The organism is Undibacterium sp. Ren11W (genome assembly GCF_049340485.1).
In the GTDB taxonomy this organism is placed as follows: domain Bacteria; phylum Pseudomonadota; class Gammaproteobacteria; order Burkholderiales; family Burkholderiaceae_D; genus Undibacterium.
Genome location: NZ_JBMPPB010000005.1, coordinates 224,198 through 247,596, shown reverse-complemented (window position 1 = coordinate 247,596; position 23,399 = coordinate 224,198). Strand labels below are relative to the sequence as shown.

26 protein-coding genes and 1 pseudogene are annotated in these 23,399 nt (G+C 50.4%); 11 read left to right on the top strand and 16 right to left on the bottom strand.

What is annotated here, in order from left to right; all coding sequences use genetic code 11:
- Positions 1–55 precede the first annotated feature (55 nt).
- From xerD to ACO0K8_RS13605, 5 genes are all read right to left on the bottom strand, one after another.
- A complete protein-coding gene (gene xerD, locus ACO0K8_RS13625) occupies positions 56–991 on the bottom strand; it encodes a site-specific tyrosine recombinase XerD (protein WP_422947198.1) in 936 nt (311 codons plus the stop codon).
- The gene (locus ACO0K8_RS13620) at positions 976–1,497 is read right to left on the bottom strand and encodes a methylated-DNA--[protein]-cysteine S-methyltransferase (RefSeq protein ID WP_422947197.1); all 522 of its coding nucleotides are present in this window, start codon (positions 1,495–1,497) and stop codon (positions 976–978) included. The genes xerD and ACO0K8_RS13620 overlap by 16 nt, the downstream gene beginning before the upstream one ends.
- Before the next feature lie 429 nt (positions 1,498–1,926).
- Positions 1,927–3,207, bottom strand: coding sequence for a TRAP transporter large permease (locus ACO0K8_RS13615; RefSeq protein WP_422947196.1), 1,281 nt, complete (start codon positions 3,205–3,207; stop codon positions 1,927–1,929).
- Positions 3,204–3,755, bottom strand: a complete 552-nt coding sequence (locus tag ACO0K8_RS13610) for a TRAP transporter small permease (RefSeq protein ID WP_422947195.1) — start codon at positions 3,753–3,755, stop codon at positions 3,204–3,206. The genes ACO0K8_RS13615 and ACO0K8_RS13610 overlap by 4 nt, the downstream gene beginning before the upstream one ends.
- Positions 3,756–3,839: 84 nt before the next feature.
- A complete protein-coding gene (locus ACO0K8_RS13605) occupies positions 3,840–4,844 on the bottom strand; it encodes a TRAP transporter substrate-binding protein (protein WP_422947194.1) in 1,005 nt (334 codons plus the stop codon).
- A 186-nt stretch (positions 4,845–5,030) separates the two neighbouring features.
- Between ACO0K8_RS13605 and ACO0K8_RS13600 the strand changes: the two genes are divergently transcribed.
- Together ACO0K8_RS13600 and ACO0K8_RS13595 are read left to right on the top strand one after the other, a co-directional pair.
- Positions 5,031–7,019 (top strand): PAS domain S-box protein, encoded by a 1,989-nt coding sequence (locus tag ACO0K8_RS13600; protein WP_422947193.1) that lies wholly within the window; start codon positions 5,031–5,033, stop codon positions 7,017–7,019.
- A 77-nt stretch (positions 7,020–7,096) separates the two neighbouring features.
- Positions 7,097–7,687: a response regulator transcription factor gene (locus tag ACO0K8_RS13595; RefSeq protein WP_422947192.1), complete on the top strand. Its 591-nt coding sequence runs from the start codon at positions 7,097–7,099 to the stop codon at positions 7,685–7,687.
- Between the two features lie 139 nt (positions 7,688–7,826).
- On the opposite strand, the gene ACO0K8_RS13590 is transcribed toward ACO0K8_RS13595, so the two are convergent.
- The 3 genes from ACO0K8_RS13590 to ACO0K8_RS13580 form a co-directional block, all read right to left on the bottom strand.
- On the bottom strand, positions 7,827–8,303 hold the full coding sequence (locus ACO0K8_RS13590; RefSeq protein ID WP_422947191.1) for a WbuC family cupin fold metalloprotein: 477 nt from the start codon (positions 8,301–8,303) through the stop codon (positions 7,827–7,829).
- A 94-nt stretch (positions 8,304–8,397) separates the two neighbouring features.
- Positions 8,398–8,832: a nucleotide pyrophosphohydrolase gene (locus tag ACO0K8_RS13585; RefSeq protein WP_422947190.1), complete on the bottom strand. Its 435-nt coding sequence runs from the start codon at positions 8,830–8,832 to the stop codon at positions 8,398–8,400.
- 357 nt (positions 8,833–9,189) lie between these two features.
- Positions 9,190–9,621: an Hsp20/alpha crystallin family protein gene (locus ACO0K8_RS13580; protein ID WP_422947189.1), complete on the bottom strand. Its 432-nt coding sequence runs from the start codon at positions 9,619–9,621 to the stop codon at positions 9,190–9,192.
- Between the two features lie 270 nt (positions 9,622–9,891).
- Between ACO0K8_RS13580 and ACO0K8_RS13575 the strand changes: the two genes are divergently transcribed.
- From ACO0K8_RS13575 to ACO0K8_RS13565, 3 genes are all read left to right on the top strand, one after another.
- Complete coding sequence (locus tag ACO0K8_RS13575) at positions 9,892–10,581, top strand: helix-turn-helix transcriptional regulator (protein ID WP_422947188.1); 690 nt, start codon at positions 9,892–9,894, stop codon at positions 10,579–10,581.
- Between the two features lie 136 nt (positions 10,582–10,717).
- The gene (locus ACO0K8_RS13570) at positions 10,718–11,089 is read left to right on the top strand and encodes a drug:proton antiporter (protein WP_422947187.1); all 372 of its coding nucleotides are present in this window, start codon (positions 10,718–10,720) and stop codon (positions 11,087–11,089) included.
- Complete coding sequence (locus tag ACO0K8_RS13565; protein ID WP_422947186.1) at positions 11,086–11,616, top strand: EVE domain-containing protein; 531 nt, start codon at positions 11,086–11,088, stop codon at positions 11,614–11,616. Before ACO0K8_RS13570 ends, ACO0K8_RS13565 begins: the two co-directional genes overlap by 4 nt.
- Positions 11,617–11,640: 24 nt before the next feature.
- On the opposite strand, the gene ACO0K8_RS13560 is transcribed toward ACO0K8_RS13565, so the two are convergent.
- Positions 11,641–11,835: a hypothetical protein gene (locus ACO0K8_RS13560; RefSeq protein ID WP_422947185.1), complete on the bottom strand. Its 195-nt coding sequence runs from the start codon at positions 11,833–11,835 to the stop codon at positions 11,641–11,643.
- Positions 11,836–11,920: 85 nt separating this feature from the next.
- Between ACO0K8_RS13560 and phaP the strand changes: the two genes are divergently transcribed.
- From phaP to ACO0K8_RS13545, 3 genes and pseudogenes are all read left to right on the top strand, one after another.
- Positions 11,921–13,060 (top strand): TIGR01841 family phasin, encoded by a 1,140-nt coding sequence (phaP, locus tag ACO0K8_RS13555; RefSeq protein ID WP_422947184.1) that lies wholly within the window; start codon positions 11,921–11,923, stop codon positions 13,058–13,060.
- A gap of 182 nt (positions 13,061–13,242) precedes the next feature.
- Positions 13,243–13,482, top strand: a pseudogene (locus ACO0K8_RS13550) (DUF2249 domain-containing protein); the annotation flags it as partial.
- A gap of 553 nt (positions 13,483–14,035) precedes the next feature.
- Positions 14,036–14,797 carry a hypothetical protein gene (locus ACO0K8_RS13545; protein ID WP_422947183.1) on the top strand — a complete coding sequence of 254 codons (762 nt, stop codon included), beginning with the start codon at positions 14,036–14,038 and terminating at the stop codon, positions 14,795–14,797.
- 291 nt (positions 14,798–15,088) lie between these two features.
- On the opposite strand, the gene ACO0K8_RS13540 is transcribed toward ACO0K8_RS13545, so the two are convergent.
- From ACO0K8_RS13540 to ACO0K8_RS13515, 6 genes are all read right to left on the bottom strand, one after another.
- Positions 15,089–15,766, bottom strand: coding sequence for a type 1 glutamine amidotransferase domain-containing protein (locus ACO0K8_RS13540; protein WP_422947182.1), 678 nt, complete (start codon positions 15,764–15,766; stop codon positions 15,089–15,091).
- A gap of 55 nt (positions 15,767–15,821) precedes the next feature.
- Positions 15,822–16,886 (bottom strand): alkene reductase, encoded by a 1,065-nt coding sequence (locus tag ACO0K8_RS13535; protein ID WP_422947181.1) that lies wholly within the window; start codon positions 16,884–16,886, stop codon positions 15,822–15,824.
- A gap of 100 nt (positions 16,887–16,986) precedes the next feature.
- On the bottom strand, positions 16,987–18,033 hold the full coding sequence (locus tag ACO0K8_RS13530; RefSeq protein ID WP_422947180.1) for an NADP-dependent oxidoreductase: 1,047 nt from the start codon (positions 18,031–18,033) through the stop codon (positions 16,987–16,989).
- 49 nt (positions 18,034–18,082) lie between these two features.
- On the bottom strand, positions 18,083–19,240 hold the full coding sequence (locus ACO0K8_RS13525) for an iron-containing alcohol dehydrogenase (protein ID WP_422947179.1): 1,158 nt from the start codon (positions 19,238–19,240) through the stop codon (positions 18,083–18,085).
- A gap of 258 nt (positions 19,241–19,498) precedes the next feature.
- A complete protein-coding gene (locus ACO0K8_RS13520; RefSeq protein ID WP_422947178.1) occupies positions 19,499–20,092 on the bottom strand; it encodes a TetR/AcrR family transcriptional regulator in 594 nt (197 codons plus the stop codon).
- A gap of 221 nt (positions 20,093–20,313) precedes the next feature.
- On the bottom strand, positions 20,314–20,721 hold the full coding sequence (locus ACO0K8_RS13515) for a hypothetical protein (RefSeq protein ID WP_422947177.1): 408 nt from the start codon (positions 20,719–20,721) through the stop codon (positions 20,314–20,316).
- 1 nt (position 20,722) lies between these two features.
- Here ACO0K8_RS13515 and ACO0K8_RS13510 point away from each other — a divergent pair, with 1 nt between their 5' ends.
- A complete protein-coding gene (locus ACO0K8_RS13510; protein WP_422947176.1) occupies positions 20,723–21,454 on the top strand; it encodes a DUF6969 family protein in 732 nt (243 codons plus the stop codon).
- Between the two features lie 72 nt (positions 21,455–21,526).
- Positions 21,527–22,006, top strand: coding sequence for a YHS domain-containing (seleno)protein (locus ACO0K8_RS13505; RefSeq protein WP_422947175.1), 480 nt, complete (start codon positions 21,527–21,529; stop codon positions 22,004–22,006).
- 259 nt (positions 22,007–22,265) lie between these two features.
- On the opposite strand, the gene ACO0K8_RS13500 is transcribed toward ACO0K8_RS13505, so the two are convergent.
- Positions 22,266–22,793, bottom strand: coding sequence for a GNAT family N-acetyltransferase (locus ACO0K8_RS13500; RefSeq protein WP_422947174.1), 528 nt, complete (start codon positions 22,791–22,793; stop codon positions 22,266–22,268).
- Between the two features lie 198 nt (positions 22,794–22,991).
- Between ACO0K8_RS13500 and ACO0K8_RS13495 the strand changes: the two genes are divergently transcribed.
- Entirely contained in the window at positions 22,992–23,309 is a 318-nt protein-coding gene (locus ACO0K8_RS13495; RefSeq protein ID WP_422947173.1) for a hypothetical protein, read from the top strand.
- The last annotated feature ends 90 nt before the right edge of the window (positions 23,310–23,399 follow it).

Sequence of the window (23,399 nt, the reverse complement as noted above, 5' to 3'; positions counted from 1 at the left end):
CAAAAGTTGGGACAAGTTCAAAATGGGATTTGTCCCTAGCTTAAGCTCTATGCAACTAACCTCTTGGATGATGTTGCGCATGTAGTTGCTTTAAGCGCTCACGCGCAACATGGGTATAGATTTGGGTAGTCGATATATCGGCGTGCCCAAGTAGTAATTGCACCACCCTTAAATCGGCACCGTGATTCAATAGATGGGTGGCGAACGCATGCCTGAGTGTATGTGGTGATAAGGGCGCGACTATGCCAGCCTGACTGGCATATTTTTTAATCAGCACCCAAAACATTTGCCTAGTCATAGCGCCACCGCGCGCCGTGACAAACAGAGCATCATCGATCTGACCATCCAAAATCACGGCCCTGCCCTCGCGCAAATAACGCTCCAGCCAGTTTCTGGCGACTTCTCCAAACGGTACTAGTCTGGTCTTATTTCCTTTGCCGGTAACGCGTAAGACTCCGTCATTGAGGCTCATATCGAGCGCCGCCAAAGAGACTAATTCGGTCACACGTAAGCCACAGGCATATAGCAATTCCAGCATGGTGCGATCACGCAAACCTAAGGCCGTATTCACATCCGGGGCTAGCAATAACACGTCGACCTGTTTTTCACTCAATGTTTTAGGTAAGCGATTCGCTTGTTTCGCCGATTTGAGTTTAGTGCAGGGATTGGCGGCGATCAGGTTTTGCCTGAACGCCATTTGATAAAAACGTTTGAGTACACTCATACGGCGATTCGCAGAAGTGGCTTTTGATGCGCTATGTTTCTCGGCAATGTAGGCGAAAATATCCATCTCATTCACTTGATACAGATGCTTTTCGTTTTTTTGCTGCAGCCACTCGGCAAATAGGCGCATATCGCGTCTATACGCCTCCAGAGAATTTTTAGCCAATCCGTCTTCTAGCCAGAGATTGTCGCAAAACGCATCAATTTGCGCCTGCACTTGTGCCGGCAATACGATGACAGGCGTGGCTGTGTCTACTTGGCGGGCCACAAAGACTCCTGAGTATAGCCAGCAACTTGTTCATGCGTCAGTAGCCAGCGTTTCACTCCCAAATGAAATCCGGTCTCATCGTCGTGATGTGCAAAACCGCCTAAGCCACCTGCCGCAGTGACTCGATGACAAGGAATCACTAAAGGATACCAGTTAGCACCACAGGCTTGCCCAACGGCACGTGGAGCGGACTGTATATGTTTGGCAATTTGTCCATAAGTTCGCACTTCACCACGCGGTATAGATGAAATCGCCTTCCAGACTTTGTGCTGAAATACACTACCGGCAGGTTTGAGAGGAAGTTTAAAACGAAAGTCTGGCTGTTCTATATACGACTCAATTTGGCGCACTGCTTGCTCGGCAACTTTGTCAATCGGTGCTTTTTCAAGAAATCTGGGTGGCAGATAGACTAACTCACTGATGAGTCCACCCTCACTACGCACTCCGATATAACCGAAAGGCACACTGACGATAGCCGAAAAAATAGCTGCTTCGCTTTCCAACATAGTGACTCCTGCAAAAACGCGCGTTAGGCGCTACCAAAAGAAAAAAGGCGCATCCAAGGATGCGCCTTTAAAACATCTTTCGCGTTTCGGGCCGTTTAGACTTATTCGCATAAATCTCAGCTTATATTAAAACGCGCGTCTCCCCAGTGTGTTCGGTATGAATACCGCTTTTTATTGCACTTCCGCCTTAAAACTTCTTTGCACTGCGCTACTGCAAATTTCGATCTGGCGAGAATATAGCATGCAATTTCGCGCTATTCAAAAGCAAAATTGGGGAAAAATGCGAAATGTTGCGAATTTGTAAAAAATCGATTAATCCAAATAAATTTCTGGACAATTTACTTTTCTTTACAATTTCTTTACATCAAAGGGAAGGGGCGCAACAAGGCTTCAGTGCGCTCCCACTCCCTTTCTTATCGACAACAACTCCTATTTGTAGATCAGTTGTGGCAACCAGGTCGAGAGGATAGGTACATAAGTGATTAGCAGCAAAAACCCTAACATCGTCATCAACCAAGGCATGACTGCGATGGTTAACTCAGTAATTCCCATCTTGGTAATGCCCGACGCCACATATAGATTCAGTCCGACTGGTGGATGGCACATACCGACTTCCATATTCACCACCATGATGATGCCGAAATGCACAGGATCTATACCCAGCTTCATCGCCACCGGAAACAAGATCGGTGCCATGATCAGAACGATAGAAGACGGCTCCATCACATTGCCCGCCAAAAGTAGCAAGACATTGCAAACTAACAAGAAACTAATCACACCAAAACCTTTGCCCAAGATCCAACCCGCCATTGCTTGCGGGATGTTTTCACTGGTCATCAAAAACGAAAACAGCATGGCGTTAGTGATGATGTACAACAGCATGGCCGACATGGCAGCAGAATCCAATAAGACTTTCGGCACTTTCTTGATCGTCATGTCTTTATAGACGAACACCGCCACCACAAAAGCATACACGGCAGCTACCGCTGCGGCCTCAGTAGGCGTAAACATGCCGGAATAGATACCGCCCATGACTATCACTATGAGTAACAGACCCCACGCGCTTTTGCGGAAAGCGATCCAGCGCTCGCCCCAGGTCGCCTTAGGCATACGTGGATAATTATGCTTACGTGCTAGAAACCAGGTGGTTAATCCAAGTAAAATCGCCAACAGCAAACCTGGAATCACGCCGGCCATAAACAACTGACCAACTGAGGTATTGGTCGAAACTGAATACATCACCATCACGATAGATGGAGGGATCAAAATGCCAAGGGCGCCAGAAGTAGTCACCACACCAGCGCCAAAGCCCTTGGGGTAACCTTGCTTCACCATTGCAGGCATGATGATAGAACCGATCGCCACCACCGTTGCAGGGGAAGAACCAGATACCGCAGCGAAAAGCGCACACGCCATCACCCCAGCCAAGGCCAGACCACCATGCCAGTGGCCGACCATGGAGGTGGCAAAATTAATCATGCGTCTCGCCACCCCGCCGTGGGTCAGAAAATTACCTGCCAAAATAAAGAAAGGGATCGCCATGATCTCGAATTTCTCTATACCGGTAAATAATTTCAAGGCCACCGATTCGATAGGCACGGTCGTCATGGTGAATAGAAATCCCAAAACCGTTAAGCCCAGAGAAATCGAGATCGGCATGCCAGTCAACATCAGCGCCAGCAACAAGACAAAAATAATCGCGGCGTTCATGCTTTCACCTCATCTTCCAGACCTTCTACATGCGAATGATCATGCTTAGGCAATTCACCGGTTTTTATAAAAGTCCAGGTTACTTGCAGAAAGCGGAAGCACATCAAGTAAGAACCCAGCGGTATCGCCAGATACACCCACCACATAGGGATTTCCAGATCGGCCGAAGTCTGGTCGGTGTGCGCAATGTCCCAGACAAAACTTGCTCCTAGCGTGCCAACGATGCCTGTGAACAAGGCACCAGCGAGCAGACCAAAAATAACAAATTGATTGCGACGTGCCGGCTTCATTTTATTGATCAACACGTCGACTCCAACGTGAATGCCGGTACGCACGCCATACGCGGCACCAAACTTTGCCATCCAGACGAACATATAGATCGTCAGTTCTTGCGCCCAACTAGTATTTATCTGTATCAGTGCGTCTTGCACATAAGGGATGGCAAAACCGGATAAATAGCGATGCAAGACTGCGACAAAAATCACGATGGTTGCCGCTCCCATCAGAGTGGCAATGAGCCACTCTTCCAAATGATCAAGGAATTTCATGGTATCTCCTAAGAGGTTCCTAAGGTAAACGGTTGCCACAAGACCCGCTCTCCTTAGGAGCAGCGGGCAGCAAAGAGATTGAAATTACTTGTAGCCGAGAGCTGCGGCTTCTTTGTTGACGTTGGCAATTAACTCTTTACCAATGCGTGTCTCCATGCTTTTTTGCACAGGTAACAGAGCCTTACGCCATTCAGCACGTTCTGCGGCCGTTGGCACATACACGGTAGTCTTACCTGACTTTTTGACCGCTTCCAATGCGCTATCGTTTTCTTGCTGGGCTATCGCGTTCGCATATTTGGTTGCAGCCTTCATCGCACCGTCGAGTTCGCCCCGAATATCGGCTGGCAAGCCATCCCAGAACTTCTTATTGACGATCACGGCATAACCTAAGTAACCATGATTAGTCAGGGTCACGTGTTTTTGCACCTCGTGCATTTTTTGGGTGTACAAATTGGACGGTGGATTCTCAGTGCCGTCGACCACGCCGGTTTGCAAGGCTTGGTAGACCTCAGAAAATGCCAGCACCTGAGGATTAGCGCCTAAAGTACGCATCTGAGCATCCAGTACTTTTGACGACTGTATGCGTAGCTTCTGTCCTTTCAAATCACTCGGAAGATGGATAGGCTTATTCGCAGACATCACCTTAAAACCGTTATCCCAGAAACCCAGACCAACAATACCTTTAGGTTCCAGCTTCTTCATCAAGTCTTTACCGATAGGACCTTCGGTGACGCGATACAAGACATCTTTATCCGGAAAGATATAAGGTAAATCGAATACCTCAAATTCTTTTACTCCCAGAGGGCCAAACTTCGCCAGTGAAGGTGCCAACATCTGAACCGCACCTAATTGCAGCGCTTCTAACTCTTCCTTATCTTTATATAGTGTGCTATTCGGATACAGCTCTACTTTAACCCGGCCTTTAGTGGCTTTTTCGGCGAGTTCTTTGAAACGTTCGGCAGCCTTGCCTTTCGGCGTATCGACCGACACCACATGACTAAATTTAATCACGATAGGGGCTTGCGCAAATGCCGCGCTGCTGACAACAGCAGCGGTCAGCATAGAAAAAAGTAAGGAAGTGAGTTTCATATTAGTCTCCGGTATGTTTATTTTTGAGAAATTTTGCTGATTAACAAGAAGTATTCAGACTTCCCGAAAATTAAGCAACTGTGGATAACCACAATCGCTACAACTCACACAAAATTGACCACAATCGGCCTCGAATATCGACAACTATCTCGTGTTTTGCGGGCTATGCAGTAAACTGTCTGTACCATGACTAAGTCTCCTCTCTCCCAACGCTGGTCCCACCAAAAATGGCGCTGGCTGCTGCCAATACTTCTGGTACTCCTATTTTTAACGACGTTGATATGGTTACCATGGCAAGCTCAGCGCATGGAAGCGAACGAGCGACAGGAACAACTGATAGCCGACACGCTATGGGTAGAGCAGGCGATACAATTCCAGTTAGACCGTAACGAAGAAATTTTGCGCCAGCTAGGCAAGGACATTGTCCAGGAAAAACTCAAACCCAGCACCGCCAACGACAGGTTTCGCCAACTACTCAAAAGCAATTACGAAATTCATCGGATAGACTGGTTTGACGAGCAAGACAAACTCATCAATTCGACCTCCGAATCCCCGCTGTTCGAGGACAAGAAGACTGAAGCTTTGAAGCCAAACTTGCTTGACCCGCATGCAAAAAACAAGACCCGCTGCCTCGAACCCTCGATAGAACCAAACACCAAAAACACCTATTTACTGAGTTGCCAGATCCCTCTCATCCGAGGTAATCAACGTGATGGCAGTATTGTGGTCAGCTATCGATTACAAGGAATACTGGAAGAAATGGCACCCTGGTGGTTTGCTCAGGATAATCAGATTTCTATCCTGAATATGGATGAAAAAATATTGGCCGATCGCTCTGCCGGCGGCTCCGGGAAAAACGTCTACACCCATGTCAGGCAACTTGAATTTTCGGGATTGAGTCTGATCCTGCGCACCAATAGCAATAAGACGGCCCCCAAACTACTCTCCAATCTGCTGGTGCTCTCGGTAGTATTGCTGTCGCTAGGCTTGATCTGGAGTCTGTTGGCTCTGTGGCGCGACATTACCCGCCGCCTTGCGGCCGAAGGTGCACTGCGCCAGCAGGTGGCGTTTCGCACGGCGATGGAAAACTCCCTGATCACCGGCTTACGTGCGCGCGACATGGAAGGCCGCCTGACCTACGTCAACCCGGCATTTTGCAAAATGATAGGGCACCCGGCCGAGGATGTGATTGGGCGCATCCCTCCCATGCCGTATTGGGCGCCAGAAGCTTTTGAAGAGTATCAGGAGCGTTTCACTCTGATGCTATCGGGTTCAGTGCCAGCCAAAGGCTTCGAAACTATCTACCAGCGCGCCAGTGGCGAACGTTTTCCCGTTTTAATTTACGAGTCAGCTCTGGTCAACGAACATGGCAAGCAGACCGGCTGGATGAGTTCCATCCTCGATATTTCGGAATTAAAAAACGCCCAGGAGTTGGCGCGCCAGCAGCAAGAAAAACTGCATGCCAGCGCCCGCCTCGCCACCATGGGAGAAATTGCCTCGATGCTGGCACATGAACTCAATCAACCGCTGGCGGCAATCTCTAGCTACACCACCGGTGCCATCAATCTAATTAAAGCGGGTAGCAATGATCACGAATTGTTGCAAAGCGCCTTAGAAAAAGCCAATGCCCAGACACAGCGCGCTGGCCACATCATTCGCAGCGTGCACGAGTTCGTCAAAAAAACTGAAAGCAGTCGGGAAGCGGTCAGCATTCCCAATCTGATCCGCAGCGTATTGCCCCTGATAGAATTGCAGGCGCAGGGCTCACAGGTTCACCTGCAAACCCAGATAGAAGCTCAGTTGCCCGAAGTTTTAGCAGATAAAGTATTGCTAGAACAGGTGTTACTCAATCTGACCAGAAATGCGATCGAGGCGATGGCGCATTGTCCGCCAGAGCAACGCTTGCTGCGCATAGTTGCCAGCAGCGATAACCGTACAACAGGGGAGCATACAGCGGGGAATAATGTCATGATAGAAGTAATAGACCGCGGCCATGGCATCACAGAAGAAATTGCCAAACAACTGTTTTCGCCATTTTTTTCGACCAAATCTAGCGGCATGGGGATGGGCTTAAATATCTGCCGCACTGCGATAGAATTCCACGGTGGTAGCCTGGAGCATCAGAATAATCCTCTGGGCGGCACCATTTTTAGATTCTCACTGCCAGTAAAATAAGGTTTGGCAAACCCCACAATAAGAATACATGAACAGGGCAGCCAGCCTGCCCCTAAACGTAGATCGAGGAGACCTGAGTGCTACACATAGTCGATGATGAAGACGTAATCCGCGATGCGCTGGCCTGGCTGGCGCGTTCCCGCAGCATTAGCAGCGCCAGCTATGAAAGCGGCGAGAAATTTATCAGCAAGCTCGATAATAATTTCCACTACGATCTGGAAGGCGATTGCCTCTTACTCGACGTGCGTATGCCCGGCCTCTCCGGCACCACCCTGTTTGAGGTACTGGTTGCCAAACAGCTCACCAAACGTCTCCCTGTGATTTTTTTAACTGGCCATGGCGATGTGCCTATGGCCGTTGACACCTTAAAACGGGGCGCTTTCGATTTCTTTGAGAAGCCGTTTAACGATAACAAGCTGATGGATAGAGTGCAGGAAGCGCTGGCATTGTCGCGCCAGGCAGGTGCGCTGGCAGCCGTACACGAGCGCCTTGCCAGCCTATCGGCACGCGAGCGCGAAGTACTCGATTTGATTTTGCTCGGCAAGATGAACAAGGTGATCGCCGACAAGCTCGGCATCAGCATGCGCACCGTAGAAGTCCACAGGGCGCATATCTTCGACAAAATGAAGGTCAAGACAGCGGTAGAACTGGCAGGCGTATTAAAGTGAAGTAAACAATTCATAGCACCTGCCCCACTACGCATATTCCATGCGGTCTGCAGCCTTGCATGCCCGCAAACCCGCATGGAATATGCGCGTTGGGCCTGCCTACTAAAAAAATAGTATCTATCAGTGTAAGTAAAGGTATTTACTGCGTCGTGAAGCGTGCCAGCATTTGCGCCAGATAAGCAGCACACTCTGGATCTCCTTCAGCCGGCGCCCAGCTAGCCTTCTCAGCATCGGCCACTGCCACATAGGGACCGGCCTTGCATTCAAAGAAGACCGAGCCTGGCTCTAAGGCGACCATACTGTGAAATACTCCCGTCGGTATCGTCACGCCCAAGTTACCCTGCCCTGCTGCCATGACGAGCTGTTCGATAACATTGCCGTCGGCATCGAAAATGAGGATACCAAAACTACCGCTCAGGGCAAGCATGGTTTCATCTTTCTCCACATTCAGATGGCAATGCGGCTGGACATAGGTGCCCGGCTCCAGGGCATTGAGTAGTCTATGGCTGCGCGACTCATTACTGGCGTGCAGATTAAGGTTTTTACGCAGACGCGGGCTGCTCGCCGCCACTTGCGACAGTTCGCTCAGTGTGTGCTGGTTAATGATGTTGATCATAGGTGTTACTTTCTATTGTAAAAAAACACTCAGCTCAGTCTTAGCGATGACGATGAAGATCTGCGGCTGTACTACGTTAACAATTCAGACTTGGCTAATAATCTGAATATTTTCTGGCATCACCGCGCACCTGCATAACTGGATATTTCAGTGCATTGAGGCTTATTTTTTCTTGCGCAGCGGCCAGCAAATCGACATCGAGACGGTCGGCTAGCATCACCAGATAAGTGAGAACGTCGGCCATTTCATGACGGATAGCAGTACGCGTCGCGGCACTCAACTCCTCCGTACTACCACTGTGCAGCCATTGAAAAGGCTCCAACAATTCGGCCGCCTCGACGCTTAGTGCACTCGCCAGATTTTTAGGTGTATGAAATTGCGCCCAATCGCGCTCAGCAACAAAAACGCGCAACTGATCGCGGAGATCACCAAGACTGAATGCGCCCTGTGGTTCCGGCGTGGTTGGCGGCACTGATAAGGCCAGCTCGTCTGTCATACGAAATGCTCCCGCGTCATTAGAAGCGCTCATTTTACGGGAGTTGGTTTTATTTTTTGCAAAAATCCAGTGTTGCGCGCGGCATTAAACGCCCACTGGCGCAAATTTACACCGACAATTGATGATCGCGTTTTGCACGAGGGCACTTGTATTGCAAGCGACTGATATCACTAAAGTTCAGCTCGGCAGGGACAACCTTAGTGGCCATGCTAAGTTTCTAAATTAGCTTAGAAATTGAAAGGGGCATGGCTGTTGCTGTCGTTTTACTGTTCCGCGCATTGCGCCAAATGCGAAAAATCAATTGAACTAAGTTGCCTATCAACAGCCATGCTAACACCTGCACTTCATATCCAAACTTTCCTCTCTTTCAGCAAGCCTAGCACATTAAACTCATTCTATTTTTATGCGTTGCACGCCACCAGATGAGCGTTTTTTTGGCAAACTCAGTGTCAATACGCCGTTATCATATTTAGCAAAAACCTCGCTTTGCTCTATGTCTACCGGAAGTTGGAAGCTACGCGACACCTCACCAAAATAGCGCTCACTACGCAATATTTTTTGATCTTTATTGCTACTATCCTGCTGTTTAATTTCAGCGCGTAATGTCACGATATTTCCATCGAGCGAGACATGGATATCTTCTTTACTCACCCCTGGCACTTCGGCATGCACGGTATATTCACGCTCAGTTTCTTTCACATCGAGCTTGATCTGTGAGGGCGTCGGCAATGGATCTCCATGCAAAGGCCGGACATAAAACCCAGGTGCAACATCTCGAAAAAAATCATCGAAAATATTGCCTCGATTAATCAATGAAGTCATTTCCCACTCCTAGAAAATATTAAAAAAAATCCACCCCTTACTCCGATGCATGCGCAAACTTTAGCTCGCTTGCGTTCTCAATATAGAAATGCGCTACCATAAATACAAGCATTTAAATTAACATTATTGATGTGGATCAAAGGCATAATAGAGGAACAAAATTGCAAAAAATCTTGAGTATATTTACCACTGCAAAGATACGGCGGTAAGTTTTTCAATACCCGTCAATTGTCCCTAAAATACGCTTCACCGCCGCCACAGTTAGCCTTTATGTCCCGTTCACAACGCCTGCTTGATCTGATACAAATTTTGCGCCGCCACCGCTATCCCGTGACTGGAGCCTTACTGGCCGACGAGCTCAAAATCAGCCTGCGTACCTTGTATAGGGACATTGTTAGCTTACAGGAACAGGGCGCCCATATTGAGGGTGAAGCTGGGCTCGGTTACGTCTTGCGTTCTGGCTATATGTTGCCGCCCCTGATGTTTTCTGAAGAAGAAATAGAAGCCCTGGTACTGGGTTCACGCTGGGTTGCCAAACGCGGTGATAGCCGGCTCGCCGCTGCCGCCAGGAATGCACTGGCAAAAATTAGCGCGGTGGTGCCCACTGAGTTACGCGATGCATCGGATCAATCGGCGCTACTGGTCGGCCCCGGCACACCGATTGCGGCGGACCATCCTGAGCTGCCACTGATACGCAAGGCCATCCGCAGCGAACACAAATTAGTTCTCACCTATCTGGACCTGAAAGGGCTGCAGTCACAACGCACCATCTGGCCCTTCGCGCTGGGTTTTTTTGATCATGCGCGTGTCGTGGTGGCTTGGTGCGAGCTGCGTGCCGGCTTTCGGCACTTTCGCACCGATCGTATACTTGCGGTCGAAAGTCTGGAACAGCGCTATCCGCGTCGACGCCAGGTGATGCTCAAAGAGTGGCGCGAGCGGGAAGGAATCGCGGCGCAATGACAGCGGCATTTCCGCATCCCTCATTTTTTTGGACTGCCCCGTTTGACTACTGACAGAATCTGACAGTAGCGCCCTTTAGGATGCTGTTGAGCGCGGCGATTTCCGCCTGTGCCAGCCACCAACAAGGAGCCCTACCATGCGTGACCCTAATTACATTCTTTGGTACGTCAATAGTCCCGAAGTGAGCGCTGCCTTCTACGCCGGACTACTGGAGCATGATCCAGTTGAGGCCTCACCCGGCTTCGCCCTGTTTGTCTTGCAATCTGGCGTCAAGCTGGGCTTGTGGGCCAGGGACGATGTCGCGCCCGCAGTCAGTGCCCAACCCGGTTGCGGTGAACTTGCCTTTGCAGTGGCCGATCATGCCGCCGTAGAGCATATGCATACCGACTGGCAGTCACGCGGTTTGCGCATCGCGCAGGCCCCATGCGCTCTCAACTTTGGCTATACCTTTGTGGCACTCGATCCGGACGGACACCGTCTACGCGTGTTCGCACCGACGCCGGCATGAGGCGCAACTGGATCGCAGTCGCCTCGGCCGAGCATGTCGCACGCGGTCGAGCTGACGGCTATATGCAGGTATGTCATGGTAAGGCGGCGCCCTTGCGCCGCCTTAGGCCGGGTGACCGTGTGGTGTATTACTCGCCCACGGCGGTGTTCGGCGGCAAGCTCAAGTTACAAGAGTTTACCGCCCTCGGTATCGTGGCAGCTCGCGCGACCTATCAGTTTCAGGCGTCTGCAGACAGTGCTACCGGCTTTTGCCCGCACCGTCGTGATGTCGATTGGCTGGTCGCGCAAAGTACGCGGATATTGCCCTTGCTCGAACACCTGGAATTTTCTGCTGGCAAGACCAACTGGGGCTATCAATTCAGGTTTGGTATTTTCTCCATCAGCGATCACGATATGCAACTGATCGCGCGCAGTATGCAAGCGGACCTTTTTTCCTCATCTTGCGCTTTACTGGCAATGCCGTTTGCCAGCGAATCTGAGCGTACTACACGTGTCCCATTGAGCGGCATACAACTTAGCCTGGTTTAAGGTCCAAGGCGCAGTATTCATGCGCTAGCTGGTTTTCTGCTCTTGAAGTAGCGCCCACTTAGCTGCGTTTGCCGGCCATCCCAGATCGCCGGCAAACGTCTTATTCTGTCGAAAATATTCCAAATCCTCGCCCACTTTTTTGAACAGCTCTGCAAGTACCAAAGCATGTTGATCGATGATTTGGCGCTGATGCTGCATCGCAAAAGAAACTATTTTCATTTCCACAATCTCAGTTTACAATGCTGGATGTTGCATTGCATCATTTTTGCTTATTCTGTAGCACCAAACTTCTAAGGAGAGCTTTATGTCTACGATTCCGGAACAAATTTCCGCAGCCGCCCAAACCCAATTGGCGACTCAACTCGCTGTCATCAACACGCTTTCGCATACGGCGTTTGGCGGCATACAGAAACTGATTGCGCTTAATTTCAGTCTGATCCAACAATCTATGGAGAGCTCGGTTGCCGCCACTCAGCAATTGATTGCAGCCAAAGGCCCGCAAGACCTGCTGGCACTGAGCAGTGCACAAACCCAGCCACGCATAGAAAAAATCATGGCCTACGGCCGCGAATTGGCGAGCATCAGCAATGCAGCACGTAGTGATTTTTTACAAGCAGTGGGCAGCGTCAGCGCAGCCAAGCAAGCACCTACTATCAAAGTAAGCAGCGCGCCAGTCGCGAGCAAAGCCACAGCGGACAGCACCGCAACGCCAGCAGTTGCCGCAAGCACTAAGCCAGCTAAAGCGACCACGGCAGTCGCCAAGCCTGCGCCAAAAGCGGCAGTTAAGGTAGAAGTGAAGGCCGAAGTGAAAGCTGCAGTTAAGCCCGCGGTTAAGTCCGAGCTTAAGCCCGCAACTAAGCCTGTCGCCAGCGCAAAAAAGTCCAGTGCTAAGCCTGCCTTAAGCAGCAATACCCAATTACCACTATTGACAGAAAGCGCCGCTAAACCTGCCGCGGCCAAGACCGCTGCAGCCAAGACGGCGCCTGTAAAAACTACCGCAGTAAAAGCCGCTCCAGTGACTACTGCAAAAGCCAAACCTGCAAAAGCTCCGGCACCAGTTGCCGCTGCGCCAGCAATCAAAGCGAGCGCGCCTAAAGTCCAGCCTGCCGCCGCCAAACCGACTGCCCCGACTCAAGCTGCCAGCGCTCCTGCCGCAGTGAAAGTAGAAGTAAAGCCAGCAGTGAAGGCAGAAGTGAAGGCAGAAGTGAAGGCAGAACTCGCAGCACAGCCTGAATTAGCCAAAACAGCCGACATCTCTGCTGTTGCGACTAGCCCAGTCGTCGCGGCGACACCTGCTGCAGAACCTGCGGTCAGCAAACCAGCCATCACTGGTTTGCCAACTAAAGCGGCAGCTAAACCTGGCTTTCCGGCAGTTGGCGGACGCCCTGCTTTTAAAGAAAAATCAAGTAAGGCCACAGGCGCAAAAATGCGCGTACGCCAATAAATTCTGAGCGCTTAGCAGATCGCTAAGCCCAGCATAGCAAGACCCATAGCGGCGCTTGATGCACATCAAGCGCCGCTTTTATTTGCACGGATTTCTGGCTCGCCTGGTGAAAACTTGATCGGCATTAAGGCAAACAAAATAGTGCCCGCTTAGAATGCGCTATCCCTTTTACGAAAGCGTCTATGTCTATCCAAACCACTCCTAATGTGTATCAATTTGATGTACGCGGCGTCTCCAAACGCTTACGTCATGCCGCCATTTTCGGCGCACTCGAATCGCTGGATCAAGGCGACATCATGCGCTTTATCAACGATCACGATCCGCTGCCCTTACTGAGTCAGATTGCGCAACGCTACGACGGTCAGGTGCAACATAACTACATACAAAATGGCCCGGATGCGGTGATTATCGATTTCAGCATCCATCCAAAACAGCAGAGCGCGGAGGCAATACCGGCAGCAGCACCTGCAGCGCAAACCGGTGGCTGTGGCGGTGGTGGCGGCGGCTGTGGTTGCCAGGGCGGCTAAGCCAGAGCGACTCTGCTTTAGGACCAGATAAAACATATACTCCCCATAAAGCATCATCAAATCTACTCGCTTGCGCAATAAACACGTGCGCAAGTGAAAAATACCCCCTCCCAGTATCAAAAAATAGATAATATCTGCAACAAGGCTCAAAGACGCTGCTATGCGGCAGACCTCAGGCATGACGGCGGCACCGAGTTGCGAGTGCGCTATCAATTTTCGTAAAACAAGCGCCCCCCTCAACTCAAACTGCCGCGCCTCAAGATGCCGTGGCCAGACCCTCGCGCGTTGCGCACCTGATTCCCGCATCGGTATCAACTTCATACAACATGCCTGAAAATATTTTCATACAATTTACCAAGAAAAAATTTCATTTAAATAAATCACTGCATAATACAGACGTTGCAGACGTGAATAAACCTCAGACTAATTTGCCCACCTAGGCGTTCTCATGCAAAAAACAGACATGAAGCAAATTGTACTTGGTTGTCTGCTGCTCTTCGTCAATAGTGCGACTTCAGCAGCGGAAGAAGTGGTGACGGTTGCCTGGCGCATCAAACCGCCGCATCAATATCTGGAAAATGGCATAGAAAAAGGGAATTTGCTGGAACGCGCAAAGCAGGTGTTTACCCTAGCTCGTATCACCACCCATTTTGTCGAAGAACCGGCCAAGCGGATATGGAATAACTTCGGCATAGGGACAAAAAATTATTGCTCTTTCGGCTGGTATAAAACACCGGAGCGCGAACATCAGGTGCAATTTAGTGGGGTATTTCATTCCGATCCACCTCATACCTTGCTGGTAAGCCTTGCCGCACTGCCCCAAGTGTCGAGCCACCGTACCCTGAGCTCCCTGATGGCCGACCCCAGCCTGACGATAGGAGTGGTTGATGCAGTCTCTTATGGCGCCGAACTCGATTCCATGATCAAGGCCAGCAAAAACAAGATTGAACGCAGTACCACCTTACCGATGAACATGGCACGTATGGTGGCGGCTAACCGTGCTTCCTACATGTTGATAGACAGAGAGGATTGGGAGTATTTAAAGGAAAAGGAAGAGGCGATCAAACAAAGCGCACAACTTGATCTGAGCGGCATGCCTGCCGGGCTGAACCGCTACATAGTCTGCAGCAAAGATATTCCAGCAGAACAAATGGCGCGCATCAACGCGGCGATCCAGAAAGTTAACGGAATAAAAAAACCAGCCGAATAAACCGCTAAGCGCTACACAGCAAATAAACCTCGGGGCTAATCACAAGGCTTGACCCTTGCCGCTTGCAAGTCAGAGCGGATCAACAGCAACCCGCACTCCCGATGCGGCCTACAGGCCAAAATGCTGCCAGCAGGCGCAGCGGGATTGCGGTACTACTTTAGGGAACTTCTAAAAACCCTTTAATCGGGATGCAGCGCAAGGCGCAAACCGGAGCAATACGTCAGTATTGCGAGGATTTACAACGCTGCGATGCGCCCGAGTATGAGGTTTTTAGAAGTTCCCTTTACTTCTTTATCCCAACAACGCCATTAAGGCATGTGCCGCCGGTTCTGACGAAGCCGGATTTTGGCCGGTAATGAGCAAGCCGTCGGTGATGACGTAAGGCTGCCAGTCGGCCGCTTTTGAGTAGACGCCACCATTGGCCACCAACATGTCTTCGACCAAAAATGGCACCACCTCGGTCAGACCAACTGCCGCTTCTTCGGTATTAGTGAAACCTGTGACGCGTTTGCCATCGACCACAGACTTGCCGCTGGCCGATTTCGGATGGCGCAGTACTGCTGGTGCATGGCATACCGCTGCCACTGGTTTACCTGCCGCCAGCATGCTCTCGATCAAGGCTATCGAGGATGCGTCTTCTGCCAGATCCCAAAGCGGGCCGTGTCCACCTGGGTAAAACACTGCATCGAAATCGGCGGCAGTGACAGCACTCAACTTCTGCGTGTTGGCCAATACCGCATTGGCCGCTGCATCTGCCTTGAAGCGCACAGTTGCCGCAGTTTGCGCACCTGGATCATCGCTTTTCGGGTCCAGCGGTGGCTGGCCGCCTAAAGGTGAAGCCAGAGTAATCGTCACGCCTGCGTCTTTAAAAACGTAATACGGAGCGGCGAATTCTTCTAACCAGAAACCGGTTTTTTCACCCGTATTACCGAGTTGATCGTGCGAGGTAAGTACCATTAATAGCTTCATGTTAAATCCTTGAGTAAAAAAGTGTGAGGTCGATGTGAGCTAAGTTCCAACGAAATCAGGCCGCTTGCATGCTAGGATAATCGGTGTAACCCTTAGCGCCTGGACTGTAAAAAGTGGTTTGATCCGGTGCATTGAGTGCCACACCCGCTTTAACGCGGGCAGGCAAATCTGGATTGGCCAAAAAGCCGGTACCGAAGGCCACCGCATCGAGTTTATTCTCGCGTATCGCTGCCTCGGCTTCTGCACTGCTATAGCCCATATTTCCTATCAGGACACCTTTGTAATGAGCGCGGGCGATAGGCATGACGTCACCATTTTGCTGCTGAAAAAAATCGGCGCGCATCAAATGCAGATACGCCAGTTTGTAGTCATTTAAACGTGTGCTTAAAAATTCTATCCATGCCAGCGGATCGCTGTCTATCATGCTGTTGAAGCTGTTCAAAGGCGAGAGACGCAAACCGACCCGCTCAGATCCTATGGCGGCACTCACCGCTGTCAAAATTTCGAACAGGAAGCGAGCGCGGTTTTCCATAGAGCCGCCGTAGTTGTCGGTACGCTGATTTGAGCCATCACGCAAAAATTGGTCGATCAGATAGCCGTTCGCAGCGTGTACTTCTACCCCATCAAAGCCAGCCTCGATCGCGCTTTTGGCAGCAGCCGCAAACGCCACGACCAGTTGAGCGATTTCTTCTGTGCTTAAGGCGCGTGGCATAGCATGCGGCAGCTTGCCGCTTGCCGTTTGCATCTCACCGCTAATCGCGATGGCGCTAGGAGCGACGCTTTGCTCACCGTGATTATTGGCCGGATGGGCAGCACGTCCTGCGTGCCATATTTGCATCACGATTTGCCCGCCTTTGGCATGCACCGCATCGGTAACTTTCCTCCATGCTGCCACTTGCTCAGCCGTGTAAATGCCTGGTTCGGTGACAAAGGCCGAGGTATTCGGGGCGATCATAGTGCACTCAGTGATGATCAGACCGGCGCTGGCGCGTTGGGCATAATACTCGGCCATTAACTCGTTGGGCATATGTGCCAGATCAGCACGCGCTCGTGTCAACGGTGCCATCAGCATGCGGTTAGTTAAAGTGAATGCGCCAGCTTTTAAAGGGGTAAATAACATGGTCGTTCCTCGTTAAATTGAAATAATTAAGATAATGGAGAAGATGAAAATATTTTTGATGCGAAATTGTTGCGAGATTGCTGCATGAGCGGCTTAAGACTCAAGCCTTGAGTTCATCGTCGCTGGCGATCTGGATGATGAGCTTGCCAAAATTCTTACCCTCTAACAGCCCGATAAACGCCTGTGGCGCTTGCTCTAGACCGGCTACGATGTCTTCGCGGAATTTGATTTGGCCTGCTTGCAGCCAGCTACTCATTTGCGCAAAAAACTCCGGGTAACGATGCCCGTAATCGTCAAAAATAATAAAACCTTGCATCTTGATGCGCTTGGTCAGTATCGTGCGAGCCAGCAAACCCAATCGATCCGGGCCTTCTGGCAAGGCGGTGTCGTTGTAATTGGCGATCAGGCCACACACAGGGATGCGGGCAGCAGTGTTGAGCAAAGGAAGGACCGCATCAAACACGGCACCACCGACGTTTTCAAAATACACGTCTATCCCTTTAGGACATGCCGCAGCTAATTGCTGCTTGAAGTCTGCACTGCGATGATCGATACAGATATCAAAACCGAGCTCTTCCACCACCGAGCGGCACTTGTCGGCACCACCGGCAATACCGACTACATAGCAGCCCTTGAGTTTGGCAATCTGCCCGACGATAGAGCCAACTGCACCACTGGCGGCAGCCACCACCACGGTTTCGCCAGCTTTAGGCAAACCGATATCCAGCAAACCCATGTACGCAGTAAAGCCCGGCATGCCCAGTGCGCCTAGCGCCAGCGAAGGACGTGTCATGCTAGAGCCAAGCTTGCTCAAACCAGTGCCATCGGACAGCGCATAGTCTTGCCAGCCGCTATAGGCCAGTACCAGCTCACCCTCGGCATAATCGGGATGTTGCGAGTTCACTACGCGCGACACCGTCGCACCCAGCATTACTTCGCCTAAGCCTACTGGAGCAGCGTAAGACTTGGCGTCGCTCATACGGCCGCGCATATACGGATCAAGCGACAAATATAGACTACGTAATAAAACCTGGCCTGCGGCCGGGCTGGCAACTACAGTCTCTTTCAATTCAAAGTTGGCAGCAGTGGGGGCACCGACTGGGCGTGAGTGCAGTGTGATCTGGCGATTGACAGTTTGATTGGACATGGTAGGAACCTAAAAAAATTGTGTGGACTTAAAAAGACTGCGGCTATCGTTAAAGCGCCTGCTGCAAAATCACGCGAGTGCGCTCTAGCGTCACATCCTGATGCTCGCCTAAGGCGGTCATGCCATGCGCCTCTAACTGCGCCAGAATGGCAACGATAGACTCTTCCCCTAATTGATATTCCGAGAGGCGGGTTTTGATCCCTAAACTCTCGAAAAACTCGCGGGTACGCAGGATCGCCATATCGATACGCTGCTCTTCGCTACCGTCGGTGATGTGCCAGACGCGCTCTGCGTATTGCAGCAATTTGGCGCGTTTCTGTTCACGCTGCACATTGAGCAATGACGGCAACACCAGCGCCAGCGTACGTGCATGATCGATGCCAAACAGAGCGGTAATCTCGTGCCCTATCATATGGGTAGCCCAGTCTTGCGGTACGCCAGAGCCAATCAAACCGTTCAATGCCAGCGTCGCCACCCACATCAGATTGGCACGGTTGTCGTAGTCCGGCTCCATCGTCATCGCTTGCGGCGCGATCTCTATCAGACTCTGCAACAAGCCTTCGGCAAACCGGTCTTGCGGTAAAGCCTGCACCGGAAAAGTCAGATACTGCTCTATCGTATGCACGAAGGCATCGGCAATCCCATTGGCAATTTGGGTTTTCGGCAAGGTGTAGGTCTTGGTCGGATCGAGGATAGAAAACTGTGGAAACACCAGGCGGTTCATGAACGAGAATTTCTCGTGGGTAGACTTGCGCATGATGACGCCGCCGCTATTCATTTCCGAGCCGGTCGCTGGCAAGGTCAGGACGGTACCGAAAGGCAGTGCGCTCTTCACATTACGGCCGCGCTTTTGCATAATCTCCCAAGGCTCACCGTCAAAACCGACCGCAGCTGCGACAAATTTAGTACCATCAATCACCGAACCACCACCGACGGCCAGCAAGAAATCGAGCTTTTCGCAACGCACCAGCTCAACTGCCTGCATCATGGTTTCGTAACTTGGATTCGGTTCTATGCCGGCAAACTCCATGACCACACGTGTGCCCAGAGCCGCTTTGACTTCATCCAAAGTGCCGCTAGTCTTGGCGCTGGCGCCGCCGTAAAGTATTAATACTTTCGCCCCAGCAGGCACCAGATCAGCCAGCTTAGCGATGGTTTCTGCACCAAAAACAATCTTGGTCGGATTATAGAATTCAAAATTTCGCATTTGTTTCTCTTTCTTTTTCAATTTTACTAAGACTAAAATTAGACTGGTCGTCTAGCCCTACGGCAAAAAATTAAGCGAACTTATCAGGTTCGCCCACCTTAAACACTAGTGCCCATCACATTACAAACTATGAAATCCAAGCGCTTTGTTTCTATTTAATCGGTACTTCAAGCAGTACTTCAAACAGCACTTCAAACTGTGATTTTTTTATAACACATACTGCCTTGAATACTAGGCGTTAATCCAATGGAATACAAACTACTTCGCTAAATTCAATAAGCTCAGCGTTGCCAGCATGGCGCCTTCCATGGCGCTGCGGTCGCGCCGCATCTTGCTCAGCAAGGTAGCGCCCAGCCACATTTCATACAAGGTTAGCGCCGTATGCTGAGCATCGATCGCACCAGTCAGTGAGCCGTCTACCAAACCTGCAGCAATACAGGCAGCCAGCCTATCGATAATCTGATCGGTGCCCTGATGCAAAGCCAGACGCATCGCTTCCGACAAATCGGAGACTTCTCCCCCTAACTTCACTGCCAGGCATTTACCCTGCATATCGCAACTGGCTTGCGATTCTAACCAGCCACGCCAGTAAGCCATCAGCCGCTCGGCCGCAGGTACAGCTTGATTACCGAGTAATTGATCCAGATATGCCAGATAGTCAGAGAAATAGCTTTCTAACAGCGCCTCACCAAATAATTCTTTGGATTTAAAGTAATGATAGAAAGAACCCTTAGGCACCGCGGCTGCGCTCAAAACCTCATTGAGACCAACCACAGAAAAACCTTTGCCCAAGATAATGGGCTTGGCGGTATCGAGTATGTGCTGCCTGACATTGGTGCGGGGAGTATTCATGGAGCGAACTATAAATCAAATTAGACCAGTCGTCTAGAACTATTTTTATCTCATTGGCTTCATATTTTTTTAGACAAAATCACGGGCATTAAAAAAATAATGAATTCTATTTAAAGAAAGGTGTAAGTTTCACTACGCTGACGCGACTCACTCCCTGTAGCAATAAGCAAGCACCACAGTCAGCGCCCCGCTACGGGCTTTTTCTTATAATTTATTTTATTTTAATTGGAGTCACACATGAAATCTACTTCCCTGAGCAAGTCCCTGAAAAACATCATTTCCGCTTCTGTCGTTGCTGCTGCGGCGATGGCAGCAGCCCCTGCCATGGCAACTTGCGCCGCCACTGGCTGCTCGGCAAAAGTTGCCGGCTGCTCTGCTAAAAAAGGCTGTTGCGCGGCGAAGAAAGGCTGCTGTGGCGCGAAGAAAGGCTGCTGTGCAGCGAAAAAATCTTGTTCCGCCAAAAAGTCTAGTGCTAAAAAAGGCTGCTGTGCTGCGAAAAAAGGCTGCTGTGCGGCTAAAAAGACTTGTTGCGCAGCGAAGAAGTAATCGTCACTTAGTTTTGCTGGCCTTAGACTATCCCCTATCGCCAGCAAAATTCGTCTAGCCGTCCCACCAAAACTGTTTTGCATTATGCGACTTCCCTTAGTCTTACCATCTACGCCCGAGTGGAGCATGCTGAGCGCAGCGCAGCTCAAACTATGCTATCGCGCCGCCACCCGGCTAGTGACTAGCATGCAGGCCCTTGTCGCGCTCGATAGCCAGATAGTTCAGACCATCATCGCAGGGCAAGACTTTATCGAGTGGCAGCATTACCCCGAGAACGATGTGCGGGACAATCAGCACGCCTCGCAGTATTTTTATCATGCGCACCCTGGTCTGCAAAGACCGTTTACTGAACATGGACATTTCCATTTATTTGTACACGCAGAAGAGTTGGGCATGCGCCGCGCCAATCCGCGCTACTCACCTGCCCCGGCCCATCTATTGGCGGTAGCTATGAATGCCCTAGGCCTACCTAGTGGTTTTTTTTTGGTGAACCGCTGGGTCACCAAGGGCCCATGGCTCAATTACGCCGACTGCGTCTCTGGCCTTGAGCACTTTCAAATTAAAGCGCGACAGAGCAATTCGCAACTCAAGCAGATTAATCAATTTTTACAAGCTCTCGTCACCCTGTATCGCGCCCCGATACTCGAGCTCTTCCAGCAACGTGATCAGATCATGCAAAAACTTTGCTCAACGCGCGATAGGCGCAGTGTTTTTGCCGATCAGAGCATAGAAGTCTTGTGCTACCACCCGATTGCCTTGATGGATGATATTGCAGCGCTTGAACAAGCCATAGAGCAGAGCAGCGAAAAAAAATAAACGCGTCTTTGTAAGTTATCCCGCAAGTTCCCGACCAATTAGCCTCTACCCTCAATTATTTAGGAGCACAGCATGCATTTTTCTCCAGGCAAACGCAGCACCCTGATCAAAGCGTTCAGCGCTCTATTTCTGATCGTCGCCGGCGGCAACGCTTTTGCCATCGCCCCGATATTTTCAACTGAAGAAGGCGCGATCCGCGGCTACGACCCGGTTGCCTATTTCAAGCAAAACAAACCGGTCAAAGGTAAAAAGGACTTAAGTACGACGTGGCAAGGAGCCCAATGGCACTTCAGCAGCCAGGCGAACTTGGATGCATTCAAAGCCGAGCCAGAAAAATATGCACCACAATATGGCGGCTACTGCGCCTACGGTGTGGCGCAAGGCTATACGCCAGAAATCGATCCGTCGGCTTACAAGGTGTTAAACAGTAAGCTGTATCTTAATCTGAGCCCGGTCGTGCTCAAAAGATGGAAGAAAGATATTCCTGGCTACGTCAAAGATGCCGACAAGAATTGGCCTGAGCTCAAGGCTGGCACTTACGTTGAAAAGTAGTGAGCGAATAGTCCAGTTTAGAATTGACTTGCGCAGTATCCATGCGCCTTGCAGACCAATATCAGGCTGCAAGCGGCATGGATACTGCGCAATCGTTTTCGGGAACTTCAAAAGACCTTTAATCGTGCGCATCGCTGCGTTGCAAATCCTCGCAATACCAACGTATTGCTCCGGTTTGCGCCTTGCGCTGCATCCCGATTAAAGGTTTTTAGAAGTTTCCTTTTAAGAATTGAATAATACTGGGTAAAACATAGTCAAATTAGCGCTGCTCCCATTCATCTCGCAGCAAGGCATACATTTTGATATCGGAATGCTTGCCCCGGCTAAACGCCGCGCCCCGGGCGATTCCCTCCATCTTAAAACCGCATTTGATCGCCACCTTTTCTGAGGCGATATTATTGACATTCATATGGATATCGAGACGGTTAATCAGCATGGTATTGAACAGATAATCGGTCAGCAATTGCACCGCCTCACTCATGATGCCCTTGCCATGAGACGCTGCTGAAAACAGAGCATAGCCAATTTCCCGGGAATTGAAATACGGCACCGATTTAAAATGAAATACCCGACCGATCATTGCGTCGTTCTCATCGATGATCACAAAAGTTTCCCTAATTTCTTTAGAGCGTGAATGCTCCTCGAAATGCTGCTCGACCGTGCCCGGCAGCATCACTTCCAGCGAAAGAAAATCGCCTTTGCTATCTGGATGGTTAATTAATTCTGTGTAGCGTGGCAGTTCGTCTTTTTTGAGATGGCGCAGATGAAAACAACTTCCCTTGATCATACGAAGTTCCTAGTAAAAATTGGTCGAAATGAAATTATCACTGTAACATCAAAATAATATTATGAGGAGAATCGGCCGATTTCTTTTATACTCCCGCATCTTGCGGAAAAATCGCGAAAAACCTAGGGCAGCAAGCAGGTGAGCACTTAGCTCGGTTGGCAGCGGCACGACACTGGCATTATTTTATAAGGATTCATCATGACAACACCATCCATACAAACCTGGCCTGAAGCCAAGTCCGGCGCACTCACAGAGGCTGCGATACGCGCCCACCATCAGCCAGAAGAAAACTTCAAGCTGTATGTCAATGCCTATGAAGCGGCACAACAGTTCGCCGTCAAAGCCGGTCACGAATTCTTTTTGTATGTCGTCACCGGTGCTTGCAAGACCAGCGTAGACGGTCACGAGTTGCGTCTGGCTGCAGGTCAGTTCGTCAGTCTGGCTGCTGGCTCTTACGCTTTCGAGGCCTTGGGCACAGAAGCTTTGCAATTGGTGAAAGTATTTTCTCGCGCCTAAGCCCGCTTTACAGAAGTCAAAAAAATACCGGCCTGGCGCCGGTATTTTTACTTACTAACAAGTAAATTACACAAAGTAAGTTCGCAAAGT

Coding starts and splice junctions, on each gene's coding strand:
- ACO0K8_RS13620 (WP_422947197.1), bottom strand. CDS start 1,497: ATGTTGGAAAGCGAAGCAGCTATTTTTTCGGCTATCGTCAGTGTGCCT.
- ACO0K8_RS13615 (WP_422947196.1), bottom strand. CDS start 3,207: ATGAACGCCGCGATTATTTTTGTCTTGTTGCTGGCGCTGATGTTGACT.
- ACO0K8_RS13610 (WP_422947195.1), bottom strand. CDS start 3,755: ATGAAATTCCTTGATCATTTGGAAGAGTGGCTCATTGCCACTCTGATG.
- ACO0K8_RS13605 (WP_422947194.1), bottom strand. CDS start 4,844: ATGAAACTCACTTCCTTACTTTTTTCTATGCTGACCGCTGCTGTTGTC.
- ACO0K8_RS13600 (WP_422947193.1), top strand. CDS start 5,031: ATGACTAAGTCTCCTCTCTCCCAACGCTGGTCCCACCAAAAATGGCGC.
- ACO0K8_RS13590 (WP_422947191.1), bottom strand. CDS start 8,303: ATGATCAACATCATTAACCAGCACACACTGAGCGAACTGTCGCAAGTG.
- ACO0K8_RS13585 (WP_422947190.1), bottom strand. CDS start 8,832: ATGAGCGCTTCTAATGACGCGGGAGCATTTCGTATGACAGACGAGCTG.
- ACO0K8_RS13580 (WP_422947189.1), bottom strand. CDS start 9,621: ATGACTTCATTGATTAATCGAGGCAATATTTTCGATGATTTTTTTCGA.
- ACO0K8_RS13575 (WP_422947188.1), top strand. CDS start 9,892: ATGTCCCGTTCACAACGCCTGCTTGATCTGATACAAATTTTGCGCCGC.
- ACO0K8_RS13570 (WP_422947187.1), top strand. CDS start 10,718: ATGCGTGACCCTAATTACATTCTTTGGTACGTCAATAGTCCCGAAGTG.
- ACO0K8_RS13565 (WP_422947186.1), top strand. CDS start 11,086: ATGAGGCGCAACTGGATCGCAGTCGCCTCGGCCGAGCATGTCGCACGC.
- ACO0K8_RS13560 (WP_422947185.1), bottom strand. CDS start 11,835: ATGAAAATAGTTTCTTTTGCGATGCAGCATCAGCGCCAAATCATCGAT.
- phaP (WP_422947184.1), top strand. CDS start 11,921: ATGTCTACGATTCCGGAACAAATTTCCGCAGCCGCCCAAACCCAATTG.
- ACO0K8_RS13545 (WP_422947183.1), top strand. CDS start 14,036: ATGCAAAAAACAGACATGAAGCAAATTGTACTTGGTTGTCTGCTGCTC.
- ACO0K8_RS13540 (WP_422947182.1), bottom strand. CDS start 15,766: ATGAAGCTATTAATGGTACTTACCTCGCACGATCAACTCGGTAATACG.
- ACO0K8_RS13535 (WP_422947181.1), bottom strand. CDS start 16,886: ATGTTATTTACCCCTTTAAAAGCTGGCGCATTCACTTTAACTAACCGC.
- ACO0K8_RS13530 (WP_422947180.1), bottom strand. CDS start 18,033: ATGTCCAATCAAACTGTCAATCGCCAGATCACACTGCACTCACGCCCA.
- ACO0K8_RS13525 (WP_422947179.1), bottom strand. CDS start 19,240: ATGCGAAATTTTGAATTCTATAATCCGACCAAGATTGTTTTTGGTGCA.
- ACO0K8_RS13520 (WP_422947178.1), bottom strand. CDS start 20,092: ATGAATACTCCCCGCACCAATGTCAGGCAGCACATACTCGATACCGCC.
- ACO0K8_RS13515 (WP_422947177.1), bottom strand. CDS start 20,721: ATGCAAAACAGTTTTGGTGGGACGGCTAGACGAATTTTGCTGGCGATA.
- ACO0K8_RS13510 (WP_422947176.1), top strand. CDS start 20,723: ATGCGACTTCCCTTAGTCTTACCATCTACGCCCGAGTGGAGCATGCTG.
- ACO0K8_RS13505 (WP_422947175.1), top strand. CDS start 21,527: ATGCATTTTTCTCCAGGCAAACGCAGCACCCTGATCAAAGCGTTCAGC.
- ACO0K8_RS13500 (WP_422947174.1), bottom strand. CDS start 22,793: ATGATCAAGGGAAGTTGTTTTCATCTGCGCCATCTCAAAAAAGACGAA.
- ACO0K8_RS13495 (WP_422947173.1), top strand. CDS start 22,992: ATGACAACACCATCCATACAAACCTGGCCTGAAGCCAAGTCCGGCGCA.